Source organism: Exiguobacterium indicum HHS 31 (assembly GCF_001939065.1).
GTDB lineage: Bacteria > Bacillota > Bacilli > Exiguobacteriales > Exiguobacteriaceae > Exiguobacterium_A > Exiguobacterium_A indicum.
Genome location: NZ_MPSZ01000001.1, coordinates 379,962 through 393,631, shown reverse-complemented (window position 1 = coordinate 393,631; position 13,670 = coordinate 379,962). Strand labels below are relative to the sequence as shown.

At 48.9% G+C, this 13,670-nt stretch carries 10 protein-coding genes; 1 reads left to right on the top strand and 9 read right to left on the bottom strand.

The genetic code is table 11. From position 1 onward, the window contains the following. Nucleotides 1–71: 71 nt before the first annotated feature. Entirely contained in the window at nt 72–980 is a 909-nt protein-coding gene (locus N179_RS01990) for a TetR/AcrR family transcriptional regulator (RefSeq protein WP_035398167.1), read from the bottom strand. Nucleotides 981–1,149: 169 nt separating this feature from the next. On the opposite strand from N179_RS01990, the gene N179_RS01985 reads away from it, so the two are divergent. Next, nucleotides 1,150–2,622: a DHA2 family efflux MFS transporter permease subunit gene (locus N179_RS01985; protein WP_023467723.1), complete on the top strand. Its 1,473-nt coding sequence runs from the start codon at nt 1,150–1,152 to the stop codon at nt 2,620–2,622. On the opposite strand, the gene N179_RS01980 is transcribed toward N179_RS01985, so the two are convergent. The 8 genes from N179_RS01980 to mutS form a co-directional block, all read right to left on the bottom strand. Beyond that, the gene (locus N179_RS01980) at nt 2,601–3,131 is read right to left on the bottom strand and encodes a 4Fe-4S single cluster domain-containing protein (protein WP_075642062.1); all 531 of its coding nucleotides are present in this window, start codon (nt 3,129–3,131) and stop codon (nt 2,601–2,603) included. The genes N179_RS01985 and N179_RS01980 overlap by 22 nt on opposite strands. Then, on the bottom strand, nt 3,103–4,932 hold the full coding sequence (locus N179_RS01975) for an anaerobic ribonucleoside triphosphate reductase (RefSeq protein WP_075642061.1): 1,830 nt from the start codon (nt 4,930–4,932) through the stop codon (nt 3,103–3,105). Before N179_RS01975 ends, N179_RS01980 begins: the two co-directional genes overlap by 29 nt. Nucleotides 4,933–5,172: 240 nt before the next feature. Then, on the bottom strand, nt 5,173–7,212 hold the full coding sequence (locus tag N179_RS01970) for an ATP-binding protein (protein WP_058265170.1): 2,040 nt from the start codon (nt 7,210–7,212) through the stop codon (nt 5,173–5,175). A gap of 101 nt (nt 7,213–7,313) precedes the next feature. Next, complete coding sequence (locus N179_RS01965) at nt 7,314–7,838, bottom strand: AAA family ATPase (protein WP_075642060.1); 525 nt, start codon at nt 7,836–7,838, stop codon at nt 7,314–7,316. Nucleotides 7,839–7,940: 102 nt separating this feature from the next. Further along, the gene (locus tag N179_RS01960) at nt 7,941–8,624 is read right to left on the bottom strand and encodes an LrgB family protein (protein ID WP_023467718.1); all 684 of its coding nucleotides are present in this window, start codon (nt 8,622–8,624) and stop codon (nt 7,941–7,943) included. Then, entirely contained in the window at nt 8,617–9,006 is a 390-nt protein-coding gene (locus N179_RS01955; RefSeq protein WP_050677344.1) for a CidA/LrgA family protein, read from the bottom strand. Before N179_RS01955 ends, N179_RS01960 begins: the two co-directional genes overlap by 8 nt. 270 nt (nt 9,007–9,276) lie before the next feature. Next, nucleotides 9,277–11,109, bottom strand: coding sequence for a DNA mismatch repair endonuclease MutL (gene mutL, locus N179_RS01950; protein WP_075642059.1), 1,833 nt, complete (start codon nt 11,107–11,109; stop codon nt 9,277–9,279). Nucleotides 11,110–11,119: 10 nt separating this feature from the next. Further along, complete coding sequence (gene mutS / locus N179_RS01945) at nt 11,120–13,651, bottom strand: DNA mismatch repair protein MutS (protein ID WP_058265167.1); 2,532 nt, start codon at nt 13,649–13,651, stop codon at nt 11,120–11,122. Nucleotides 13,652–13,670: the final 19 nt, after the last annotated feature.

The window sequence follows — 13,670 nt, the reverse complement described above, 5'->3', positions numbered from 1 at the left end:
ATGATGATGAGACCCCTTTTCTAACATGAATGGTCTCAGTGTAATCTGGTCAGTTTCAAAAAGCAACCTTTTTAGGAAGTTTTGGTCCGCACACGGGCAATCTCATCGACCATCGCCTTATAGGTTGCCATGATCTCCTGACCCGCAAAGACCGGATCTTCGTCCATCGTCTCGAGTGCCCGGCGTAGAAGATGAATTTTTGGTTTCTTCCGTTCGAGTAGTTCTTCATAGATGAAATCAAGAACCTCTTCATGGGCTTCCTTCGATTCATCGGAAATCGATGACAGGGTAATCAAGCGTTTCATATGCGCACTCGTCTTCTCGAACAAATCCTTCCGAATGACGACTTCATCTTGTGGACGGTCGAGCCAAACGGATAGGAAGCGCGGCGGAATCAACTGTTCTTCCGTCCGACTGACGTCTTCGACGAGATGCGTCAATCGATTGAATACGTAACGGACGACACGTTCCGGTTGTGTGTTCGGTTCGGATTGTCGGAAGAAGTACATCGCATATTGCAACATTCCTGTATAAATGACCGCTAAATCTAGAAGATACGGTTCTTTCGTCTGACCGAATAAATCACGTAATCGTTCAAACGTCCATTCGATCTCGAGAAGACGGTTATTCTCCATGAACGTCTTCAGTTCTTTTTCATTTGAAGCAATCGCCTCTTCGAACAACGTATACAATTTATATTTTTGCATCAGTTCCAAGTAACAGTTACCTTGTTGAATGAACGTCTCATAATCCGAGACATCTCGTCCGACGAGAATTTCCTTGCGCGCTGTCCGCATCTTTTCAAAGACGGTATTGAATACATCGATGAATAATTCATTTTTAGAGGAGAAGTAGTTATAGAACGTTCCTTTGGAAACGTTACTGTGCTCAAGAATGTCCTGGATGGACGTCGATTGATATCCTTTTTCGACGAATAGCTGATAGGCGGCATCTAGAAGTTGTTTCTTTTTTGGATTCATGGTCTTGTCCTTTTCTGTTCAAATGATTGCAATGGTTTAACAATCACTTATTTTAGTGTATGAAGCAAATAATTTGAATTCATTCGACTTAGCCTGGTAAGATAGCCAAGTTAGTCATAGAATTCAAGTCTAACATTTTAGACTCGTAGTACAAAAGGAGCATAACGAAATGCAATCAAGCAAGCAATCATCACGACTTTATTTAATTTTAACTGTCCTTATGGCAGGTGCGTTCGTTGCGGTCCTGAACTCAACGTTACTTAATATCGCCTTACCGTCAATCATGGGATCGTTCGGTATTCAGGCAAGCACCGCCCAGTGGTTGACGACGGGCTATATGCTCGTCAACGGAATCATGATTCCGACGTCAGCCTTCCTTGTCCAGAAGTTTTCGACACGTCAACTGTTCTTGACGGCGATGACGCTGTTCTCACTCGGTACGATCATCGCTGGACAAGCACACGTCTTCCCGCTTCTACTCGGAGCGCGGATGATGCAGGCATCTGGTTCTGCGATCATGATGCCACTATTAATGAACGTTCTTTTGACCGGTTTCCCGATCGAGAAACGCGGACAAGCAATGGGCATCTTCGGACTTGTCATCACGTTCGCCCCAGCCATCGGACCTACATTGTCCGGCTGGATTCTTGAACACTACGAATGGCGGATGTTGTTCCATCTCGTTACACCGATCGCATTACTCGTACTGTTCACGGGTGCCTTCTTATTGAAGAAAGAGACAGTTCGTAGCACACTCAAACTCGATTTGTTCTCACTCGTTCTCTCAAGCTTTGGTTTCGGTGGTTTACTGTATGGATTTAGTTCCGCTGGTTCTGCCGGATGGGGGTCTTGGACGGTCATCGGATCATTGATCATCGGTGTGATTAGTCTGACTTCCTTTATTATACGTCAATTCATGCTCGAAGAACCGATGCTTGAGTTCGGGATTTTCCGTTATCCGATGTTCGCCTTATCGCAAGGAATTTCGATGGTCTTGAACATGTCGATGTTCTCCGCAATGATCTTGATGCCGATCTATATCCAGACGATTCGGGGTATCTCACCGTTTCACTCTGGTCTCTTGATGTTACCGGGGGCGATCGTCATGGCGATCATGTCACCGATCACAGGTCGTCTGTTCGACCGATTCGGTGCCCGGATCCTTGCGATCATCGGCTTATCACTGACGGTCTTGACGACGTTCTCGTTCAGTCAGCTAGCTGCGGATACGTCATACGCGTTCCTCGTCATCATGTATACGCTACGTTTCCTTGGAATCTCGATGGTCATGATGCCGGTCATGACGAACGGATTGAACCATATTCCGCAACACTTGACGCCCCACGGTACGGCATTGAACAATACGTTGTCACAAGTATCGGGTGCGATCGGTTCAGGTCTGCTCGTGACGATCATGACATCGCGGACGAAACATCACGTTCCGGAATTCGCTTCACAACCTGAAGCCGCTAATCCGGAATGGTTACAGATGCAGGCGATGATCGAAGGGATCAACGATACGTTCTTCATCGCGACGTTACTTGCACTCGCGGCATTGATCTTATCGTTCTTCATCAAAAAACGACGGACGACGACACTCGCAGTCGTCGAATCCGTCGATCAAGAACAAAAATATGCATGATCTGATTCTCCCCTGTCTGATGAGACGGGGGAGTTTTTGTTTTTGTGTAACACTCTTTTTTGCAGTTGCTGTCGATCGTAGATTCGTTGATTCGTGCTGCCCCGAAAACGTGTCGTTCGGTCGAGTTTCGACAGGATGAACGGACCATCGATGAGTCCATCTAGTCGCAGTATTAGTGGATACCATCGTTGACGTCTTAAGATTTCCTCTAGTACATAGCCAGTATATAAAATGACGTCATAGTCTGGTCCAAGTCGTTCAAGTAGTTGCACAAGTGCTGCCGCTTGAAGCATCGGCTCCCCGCCGGACAATGTCAAACGACGATTTCCGATCGCCTGAATCCGTTCTACTGTTTCTTCAATCGTCCACTCCACTCCACCTGTCGGGTCCCAGGAGGACGGATTATGACAGCCGACACAGTGGTGTGGACAACCGGCAAGAAACAGGACCGTTCGCAAACCGGGTCCATCAACGACAGAATCAGGATGAAGGGAAAGAACGCGTAACATCGTGCTTCACCCGATTCTGCTCTTCAGCCCGTTTTGCCTCATTCCAACGGTCCAGTGTACCGACGAGATATCCTGTGATGCGTCGAATCCGTTCGATCGATCTACTTCCGCAAACCGGACACTGATCCTCGATCGTCTGCTCCGTTCGACAATCAAGACAACGATCGACGGGATGATTGATTGACCCATAGCCGATTCCAGCTTCCGCCATCAAACGAACGATGTCTTCAATCGCTTGTGGATTTCCGGCAAGGGCGCCATCTGTCTCGACATAGGTGATATGTCCACCATTACATAATGCATGAAACGGTGCTTCGAGTTGAATCTTTTCACGGATCGTTACGGGCGCATCGACAGGGATATGAAAGGAATTCGTGTAATACGGCTGATCGGTCACTCCTTTGATTTCACCGAAGTCACTAGCATCACGACGTGTGAACTTACCTGATAACCCTTCAGCTGGAGTTGCCAGTAAACTGAAGTTCAATCCCGTCATCTCGCCATAGTTGTCGATGACCGTTCGCATCGCTTGAATCAAGGCAATACCAATCTGGTGCGCCAGTTCGGAATACCCATGATGATTGCCCGTCAAAACGGTCAAACATTCCGCGAGACCGATGAAGCCGACCGCTAACGTCCCGTGCTTGAGGACCTGACCCACCTGATCCGTACTTTTTAGCATCTCACCGTCTTTCCAGACATGTTGATATAAAAATGGAAACGCGTCAGCTGTTCGACTTGCCTGGAACTCATAACGCGCGATGAGTTGCCGGCATGCAAGTCTTGTCGTCTCTTGGACGGCTTCGAACATTTGATCGACGGTTTGACTCTGAAGTGCCAAACGGACGAGATTGATGCTCGTAAACGATAAGTTGCCTCGACCTGTGACGGACGGGATGTCTCCACGATCTTCAAACACACGGGTCCGGCATCCCATGTACGCGACTTCGGCTCCCCCCGGTTGCTCCTGACGGTTGAATGGTGCATCAAGAAACGCAAAGTTCGGAAACAGTCGTTTTCCTGTCACGCGGGTAGCAAGTTGAAACAAATCGTAGTTCGGGTCTGTCGGTGACAGGTTGATGCCTTGTTTGACTTTAAAGATTTGAATTGGAAAGATCGGCGTCTCCCCTCTTCCTAACCCACGTTCCGTCGCTGTCAGCAAGGCGCGCTGGAAGAGCCGCCCTGCCTGCGTCGTATTCGTTCCATAATTGACGGATAAAAACGGTACCTGTCCCCCACCGCGTGAATGCATTGAATTCGTATTATGGATGAACGCTTCGCACGCCTGAAACGTCTTTTCATACGTCTCCTGCCATGCGCGCCGCTCCCGTTTGCGTCGCTTCCAATGCGGTACAAGGTCATGTAGTTTGATACATTCGCGTTGGTAGGTCTTTTCGACGAATGGTGCTATATCATCGTCAAAGGTCGCAAAGGCTTGTCCGCCATGCTGCATGTTTTGATTCGCTTGGACGATGATTGCCGCAAGGGCGAGGGCAGAACGTATGTCTTGCGCTGGTCGGATTGAACCGTGTGTCGTCTGAAATCCGTGCGAGAGTAGCTGACCGAGCGGAATCTGAGCACACGTCGTCGTACCGGTCACGTAATAATCGGCGTCGTGGATATACAAGATGTTGTCGTCAAGCGCCTGCAAGACATCTGCTTCGAGATGTCGTCGCATCATCTGCCGCGCTGCTTCCCCAGCAATCCGCTGTAATTTCGCAAGCGGTGTTTTGCCATCAATGTTTGCATTCTCTTGTTCGATATCTTGCGGTGGTGTGAGTAACGCTTCTAAGCTCTCCATGATTCTTCTTCCTCTCACGCTTTTTTGTAATCACTATAGCGAGAGTACAGAAACGTTCGCAATCCCTGCACAACTTACGATTTTTTCAACTGTTTCAGCCGTTCTGTCATCAATCTGTTCGATTTATCGTTCAAATGTCTGCATCTTACTCGTTTTAGCCAAACGCAGGAATTTGGACGAATCTCACACGAGGCACGACAAAAAAGAAGAGGCGCATGATATCGCCTCTTCTTCGTCTCTTCATTCTGCTTCGAGTAACGCGTCTGTCGCACTCGGCAACTTGACCCGGAAGACCGTTCCTTCTCCAAGGATTGATTCGACTTCGATATTGCCATCATGTGCGCGAACGATTTCCTTACAAATCGATAATCCAAGACCTGTCCCGCCAATCTTTCGGCTGTCTGAGTTGTCGACCCGGTAAAACTTACTGAATAGATGCGGCATCGAATGACTCGGAATCCCGATCCCGAAATCGCGAACGCTGAGTTCGATTTGATTGTGTTGGTGAGTCATCGTGACGACGACATCCCCGCCGTCCGGTGAGTACTTCACCGCGTTATTCAAGAGATTACCGAGTAGTTGTTTCATGCTGTTCGCATCTGCCTCGACCATGAAGTCCTGTTCATCATTCAAATCAAGTTTCAGACTGTGTTGCTCCGTCGCTGCTTGATAAAACTGAATTTGTTCCTTGACGATTTCTTTCAGGTCAAAGATTTGTTTGTCATACTCTTGCTTTCCTGACTCCATCCGCTGAACGTTCAAGAAGTCGCTGACGAGATCGGTCAGACGCTTCGATTCATCGTGAATCGTCTGCAAGTATCGCTTGTTCCGCTCAGGATCCAAATCCCGTTTCAACATGAGCTCCGTAAAGCCATAAATCGAAGAGAGCGGTGTTCGAAGTTCATGCGAGACCGTTGAGACGAGTTCCGACTTCACGCGGTCGACTTCTGTCTCAGCCGTGACGTCACGGAAGACGAGAATCGTTCCTTTTGAATGTCCCCCGTGCGCAATGGCTTCGGCATAGACTTGAATGAAGTATTCCCCCTGATCAATCGACAAGGAGAACATGCCCTCCGGAATCTCACCCGATAAGACTTCTTCAAAGTATGCTTCAAACGCTTCCTTTTGATCCATCTGTTCGAACATCGTTTCCGGTCGGACTTCAAGGAATGTCATCGAATCGTTGTCTTCTTCGACTTGTAACGACTGGAAGATATCGAATAACGCCTGATTTCCTAAGATCGTCTTCTCTTCGTGTTTGATGTAGAGAATCGCTTCCCGAACGGAATTCAGCAGTTGTGCCGTCTCTTTTCGTTCGTATTCCATCTGTTCGTAGAGTGACATTCGCATCAATGAGATCGCAATCTGTTTTGAGAACGATTCCAGTTCCGCTAAATCCTGTTGGTTGAATGGTGCGTCAAACCGTGCTAGATAAAGACAAGCAATCAATTCTTCTTTTGCCGGATCCATGATCGGAATGACACCTTCATATACGTGATACGGATACTTGATCAGATCGTCGTTCGCGACCTTTTTTGAAGAATGTGCGGTTTCCTTTGAAATCATGACTCGCTTTAGTAGTAACGACTCCGTCTTCAGGCTTTCTTGTTGTTCTTCTGTCATTTCTTTTGGAACGACTTGCGCGATTTCATTGTTCTTAATCAATAACAATGCCCCGAACTCTGTCTTCGTCAACCGGACAATCGTACTGATGACAGACGAGTAATCGAATAAACTCTCCTTTGAAGCAAGCGTTTCGATCAGTTCATTCCGATCCTGCAAATGGAGTTCATTCGTCCGCGTCACTTCAAGAGCACGCTCAAGCTCATTCTGTTTTTGCTTCAATACTTCCTGATTGTGTTCCATTTCTTGATTCTTAGCTGACAATTCCGCATGTTGTGATGAGATCGACCGTGCCATCTGGTAAAACGATGCCGTCAATTGACCGACTTCATTATGGCTGTCGACATCATGCTCGAGCGAAATCGACTTGCCTTCTGCAAGGCGACGACTCTTGACGTTCAATTCGCGGAGTTGTGACGTCACCCGATGTATCAACGGACGGACGATGAACAATAGACAAAATAAAAAAATCATCAAGTTCAAGAACCAGAACCATTGTGTCTTTTGTAACTGGTCAAGTACTTGCTCCTTCGTCCGACCGTCTGCATTATCCACGTATAAATAACTGGCAACCGATGTGATGACACTTAGTGCAAAGACACTATAAAAAATCGCCATCAACTGTCTGCCCAATTTCTCAGTCATCCAGTGTTTCATATTCATAAATCCTCCTAGCAATAAGTTGCCCTTCGTTCAAGATTGTTTCCTCCTCATCTATTATCATCTAATGATTCCCGGAAACATCCCTCTTGAATCCTTTACGGTCGGGCAGGCGAGAGTCCAATCCCGGTCACGAGGGCAATCGCATCAATGACTTGCCCTTTCGTCAGATCATCCGTCTCGATCTGTTGACTGAACAATGGATCGGTCAGTTGAAGTAAGCGTTGTTCTGCCTGTTGACCACCCCATGAATTCGGATGCTCGAAGCGGCTAATCAACCGACGTTTGACAGTCGTCTCCTTCGCCATCAGTGTGATATGACGGACGTCATGCCCGTTCGCTCGTAACGTACCGATGATTTCCTGAAAGTACGCTGGATTCGTCAATGTCATCGGTACGATGATCCGCGCCTTTTCCGTATCGAGCTGTTCGAGGAGCTGTCGATTGAACGCACGCCATAACGGCTCATCCTGAAAATCATCCTTGTTTTCCGGCAGTTGCGCTCGTAAAAAATAGCCTGTCTCCTCTGGATCAAAGATGTGTGATCCGCTCCAGCGTTGTTGTAGCCCTTTTGCTGCCGTCGTCTTCCCGACGCCAAACGTACCGTTAATCCAAATGATCATCTGATTCTCCTCCACCCTGTTTTCTGTTGTACTATACTGCAAAAGTGGTCGACAAGTTTCAATCGGTTACAAAAAAAACACTCCGTTTAAAAAACAGAGTGTTTACCCATATAACCATGTGATTAAAAACGGTGCGATGACACTGGCACAGACGGCCGTCAAGACCATCGTCAGCAGACCGACCGCCCCTTCCCGTTGGTCAAGACTCATCGATTTCGTCGCGCCCATGACGTGGGCAATCGACGCTAGTCCAACCCCACGGCTGACGAAGTGACGAATCTTCAAGCCCGTCATTAATTTTGGTCCAACGATTGATCCTGTCAATCCTGTCAATAAAACGAAGGCAGCCGTCAGCGTCGTCGTCCCGCCAGCTTTTTGTGAAATCGCTAAGGCAACGGGTAAAGTGACCGATTTGGGTAACAAGGCAAGATTCGTCGTCCGCTCAAGATGGAGTAGCAGACCGAGTAACAGATCTGAACTCATTGCAATACATGTTCCAAGCAAAACACCAAGTCCAATCTCCGGTAAGAAACGCCGAACGTGATGCCGGACCCGGTAGAGCGGAATCGCAAATGCCGTGATCGCTGGACCGAGCATCTTCGACAGATATTGTCCCCCTTGCATGTATTCTGCATGTGAGACGCCGCTATAGACGAGAATTACGATCAGGACAGCGGTCACCGTCAGGATCGGTAACGTCCAGACACGAGGATGACGCTGATAAAGGAACATTGCGCCACTGAATAAAAGAATGGTCAGGATGATCCAGAACAGTGTCTCACTCATGTGGGGTCACCGCCTCTTTTCGGTGTGCCAAGCGATCGACGATATACGCTGATCCGACTAACGTCAGCAGGCTGCTGACGACGACGATCAACACGACTTGAAGACCAGATGTTCGAAGGAATGCCGTATAATCCATGATTCCGGACAGTGCTGGGACAAAGAATAACGGCATGACGAACAGCAGAAAGGTTCCGCCCCGTTCAACAGCGACGAGAGGAAGCAGTCGACTTTTTAATGTCACGTATAGCAGAATCAAGCCGATGATGTTACCGGGTAATGGTAACTGGAAAGTTTCGCTCACCCAGTCCCCACTGAGTGAAAAACAAAAAATAAGTGCGATTTGAGCAATGATTTGAATGATACGCATAACGCGTGAAAGCATGATAAAGGTCCCCTTGTTAACAGTTTCGGGTCTTATTATCCGCCTCTTTCCTTCAACAATCAATGAAATCTAGTTAATCAACTGAAGTAACCGTTCTCATGAAAATCCACACCTTTTTTGTATTAGTACAAACAAAAACCAGTCAGTCGTGTATCAGTACAAAAAATGATTCGAGACGAACAATAAGCGCAATCCTTCTCATAAGAGAAAAATTGCGCCTTGTCTTCATTTTGAAGATGATTCCTTAGTGGAATCGTCTCCTCATCTTGATCACATGACCCGTTTGAATAACTTCTCAAGTTCATATGTCGTCCATTCGATGATGACCGGACGTCCGTGTGGACACGTGAACGGCATTTCCGTTTTCGCTAGATCGTCAATCAACCGGCGCATCATCTCATCGTTCAACGGATGATTCGCCTTGATTGATTTCTTACATGCCATCATGATAGCGGCATCTTCCCGATACGTCTCGAGATCGATTTTTCGCTTCATCAAGGCTTCATCGAGTAATTCCTGAATCGTCTCTTCCTGCCGATGGGACGGGAACCACGTCGGAACTTCTCGGACGATGAAGCTTTGTGGACCGAATGCTTCGAACTCGATGCCGACGTCTTTTAGCAACGGAAGGACTTCATCCATCCGTTTCATATCATCCGACGAGATTTCGAACGTATACGGTAAGAGCAATTGTTGCCTCTGTTCCGGTGGTCGACCGAACATGACCTTATACGTCTCGTATTTGATTCGTTCCTGTGCTGCATGTTGATCAATCATATACATCCCGTCTTCCCCGGCACAGACGATATAGGACGAATGAAGTTGACCGATGACGTCGAGATGCGGAAAGCGCGGACGCGCGGCTGGTTCCTCAATCAGTTCAGCAAACTCCTGCTTGACCGGTGCGATGGGCTCGAATAGATCATCCTCGTTGCTAAAAGGTAATGATTTCTCGACAGGTGGTCGATCGTCTTCTTGCGGCTTTTTCGGAATCGGATAATTCCAGACCGCTCGCGATGACGTTTCTTCGACCGGTTCAGCGACATAAGAAAAATCGAGTTTTTCCTGGCTACTCGGATCTTTTTTTGGTTTCGGTGGCGTCACTTTCGGAATCAGCGTCTCCCGGCTGAGCGTCATCTTGATCGTCTCCTGGATCAACTGGCAGAGCTCCATCTCTTTTGAAAGACGGACTTCTCGTTTCGCCGGGTGAACGTTGACATCGATCAAGAGTGGATCCATCGTCACCTCGATGACCGCAATCGGATACCGCCCGATCGGTAAGAGCGTATGGTAACCGTTCAAGACCGCTTGCGTCAGGGCGAAGTTTTTGACCGAACGTCCATTGAGAATCAACGTGATGTAATTCTTTGAGGCACGGGTCACTTCCGGTTTGACGAGATGACACGTCAATTGATAATCGGCATTCGCACCTTTGGCGACTAGTGTTCCTTGAATCGTTTGATGACCGTAGACACTCGCCAGTGCTTGCCTGACGTCTCCTGATCCGTTCGTCTGGATCAATGTCTTCCCTTCATGCGTTGCTCGAAGTTTGACGTCTGGATGAGCGAACGCCATCCGATTCAGCACGTCCGTGATCGCCGCAAGCTCCGTATGCGTCGTCTTCAAATACTTCAGCCGTGCCGGTGTATTGAAGAAGAGATGCTCGACCGTCAATTCCGTTCCCCGGTTCATTGCTGCTGGTGTCCGTTCAACGACCGTCCCGTACTCAAGCGTCACTTGAATTCCTTCCGCGTCCTCACGTTTCGTCTTCAATGTCACTTTACTGACGGACGCGATCGAGGCAAGTGCCTCTCCGCGAAAACCAAGTGTCTTGATTCGGAACAAGTCATGCTCGTCCTTAATCTTACTCGTCGCGTGACGGACGAAAGCCAGTTCAGCGTCATCCGGGTAAAACCCGTGTCCGTTGTCGCGGATCGTCATCCGTTTCATTCCGGCTTCTTCGAGTTCGACATCGATTTGGGTCGCACCGGCATCAAGTGCGTTCTCAACCAGTTCCTTGACGACCGACGCTGGTCGTTCGACGACTTCTCCCGCCGCGATCCGGTTCGCTAAACTATCGGATAATTCACGAATGATTCCCACTGCATTCTCCTCACTTTCTCGCTTCGGCTTGTAGACGATACAGCGTATTCAATGCCTCGAGCGGCGTCATATTGATCAAATCAAGACTCGCCATCGTCTCTCGCAGAGGATCCGCATCTGAGAACAGACTGAGTTGATCAATCGGCTCCTCCTGAACAGGAGCTTTTACAGGTGCTGCGACCGGAACAGGCTCAGCCTGCTCGAACTCGGACAAGAGGACTTGCGCCCGTTCGATCAGACTATCTGGTAAATCAGCTAACCGCGCGACATGGATTCCGTATGATTGGTCGGCTTTTCCGTCGCGTACTTCATGCAAGAAGACGACACGCCCATCTTGTTCAACGGCACGGACGTGAACGTTCGCTAATCGATCAATCGATTCTTCGAGCACTGTCAGTTCATGATAATGGGTCGAAAATAGCGTCTTCGCTCCAACGTGCCGGGCGATGTGTTCAACGATTGCTTGTGCGAGTGCCATCCCGTCGTACGTCGAGGTCCCGCGACCAATTTCATCTAGCAGGATCAAAGACCGGTCCGTTGCACGCGTCAAGGCTTCTTGTGTCTCGACCATCTCGACCATGAATGTCGACTGTCCACTGACGAGGTCGTCTGCCGCCCCAATCCGGGTGAAGATTTGATCGAAGATCGGCAGTTCCGCTTGAGCAGCTGGTACGAACGAGCCAATTTGATGCAATAAAGCAATCAAGGCGAACTGTCGCATATAGGTCGATTTACCGGACATGTTCGGTCCAGTGATCAACAGCATCTCGCGTCCTTCGTTTAAGGTAATCCCGTTCGCGACGTATTCACCGCGCGGTAAGACTGTCTCGATGACCGGGTGACGTCCTTGCTGAATATCAACCGTTCGTCCGGTCGTCGTGATTGGTCGGACATAGTCGTGCGTTTCAGCAATCTCAGCTAGTGCGACGAGGACGTCGAGTTCCGCGATCCGGCGACTGACCCGTTGCAAGCTTTCGATATGTCCTTTGACTTCATCGCGCACTCCACAGAAGAGATCGTACTCGAGTGTGACACTCTTCTCTTCCGCCCCTAGAATCAGCGCTTCTTTTTCTTTTAATTCCGGTGTGATGTAACGCTCGGCATTGGCGAGTGTCTGCTTCCGTTCATACCGTCCTTCTGGCAACAGCTTGGCATTGGCTCGTGATACCTCGATGTAATAACCGAAGACGCGATTGTAGCCGATCTTCAACGTCTTGATGCCGGTTGCTGCCCGTTCACTGGCTTCAAGTGTCGCAAGCCATGTCTTTCCGTCTTTTGAGGCGACGAGTAACTCGTCGAGATCTGCTGAATAACCAGCCTTAATCATTCCGCCCTCTTTCGTTGAGATTGGTGGTGCTTCAACGAAAGCACGATCGAGCAAATCGCTCAATTCGTCGTGCGGATCGAGTCCGAGACTGAGCTGACCAAGACGTTCGCTCATCATCTCCTCGAGCGCTGATTGAATGCGGGGAATCAGCCGTAACGTCGACTTCAATTGAACGAGGTCGCGCGCTGAAGCCGTACCGTAACCGACTTTTGCGACGAGTCTCTCGAGATCATAGACTTCGCGTAACGTATCTTTTAATTGCTGACGTTCGAAGTAGTGTTGCAACAATTCCTCGACAGCGTCGAGCCGCTCGGTGATCACGCGTTCCGATAACAACGGTTTTTCAAGCCAGCGTTTCAACATCCGTCCGCCCATCGCTGTACCTGTCACATCAAGCAGACCAAGCAACGAACCTTTTTTGTCTCCTGTTCGTGCCGAGCGGACGAGTTCGAGATTCTTGACCGTATTTGGCTCGAGTTGCATGAAGTCACTCGCTTCATAGACGACAGCGGGTTGTAGATGTGTCAACGCTCTTTTTTGTGTATCGTGCATGTAGGCATAGAGCACCGCAAAGGCTTCCGCTTGGGCTGCATCAATCGCACGATCCCCGTGCGGATGCGATTCGCGCCGAGAACTACGCGTCAGTGGAATCCGTAAGTGCGCGAGCGCTGTCTCGTGTTCCTCTGTCGTGACGATGATTTCCCGTGGCAGGATGATGCTCAGTTCTTTGACCACACCGTCGAGTGTCGCAACGCTAGTCAAGGCACTCTCACCGGTCGAGACATCACCGCGAGCAATCCCAAAGCGACCGTCCTGTTCGACGACCGCGACTAAGTACCGATTCTCTTTTTCCGTCAAGGCGGACATCAACGTTCCCGGTGTGATGACTTGGATGACTTCGCGTTTGACGAGTCCTTTCGTCAACTTCGGATCCTCGACTTGATCACAAAGCGCCACTTTATAACCACGCTCGATCAACTGTTCGATGTAGCCGTTCGCTGCGTGATGGGGCACGCCACACATCGGAATCGGATGTTCCGCGTTCTTGCCGTTTTTCGCCGTCAGCGTCAACTCCAGTTCATGAGCGACTTTCTTGGCATCCTCAAAGAATAATTCGTAAAAATCACCGAGTCGATAAAACAAAAAGGCATCCGGATAATCCGCCTTGATCGAGAAGTATTGTTTCATCATCGGAGTGTTGTGTACTGCTTCCATTCTTCCACCTCATTCGTAG

Coding starts and splice junctions, on each gene's coding strand:
- N179_RS01970 (WP_058265170.1), bottom strand. CDS start 7,212: ATGAAACACTGGATGACTGAGAAATTGGGCAGACAGTTGATGGCGATT.
- N179_RS01990 (WP_035398167.1), bottom strand. CDS start 980: ATGAATCCAAAAAAGAAACAACTTCTAGATGCCGCCTATCAGCTATTC.
- N179_RS01980 (WP_075642062.1), bottom strand. CDS start 3,131: ATGTTACGCGTTCTTTCCCTTCATCCTGATTCTGTCGTTGATGGACCC.
- N179_RS01965 (WP_075642060.1), bottom strand. CDS start 7,838: ATGATCATTTGGATTAACGGTACGTTTGGCGTCGGGAAGACGACGGCA.
- mutS (WP_058265167.1), bottom strand. CDS start 13,651: ATGGAAGCAGTACACAACACTCCGATGATGAAACAATACTTCTCGATC.
- N179_RS01960 (WP_023467718.1), bottom strand. CDS start 8,624: ATGAGTGAGACACTGTTCTGGATCATCCTGACCATTCTTTTATTCAGT.
- N179_RS01985 (WP_023467723.1), top strand. CDS start 1,150: ATGCAATCAAGCAAGCAATCATCACGACTTTATTTAATTTTAACTGTC.
- N179_RS01955 (WP_050677344.1), bottom strand. CDS start 9,006: ATGCTTTCACGCGTTATGCGTATCATTCAAATCATTGCTCAAATCGCA.
- N179_RS01975 (WP_075642061.1), bottom strand. CDS start 4,932: ATGGAGAGCTTAGAAGCGTTACTCACACCACCGCAAGATATCGAACAA.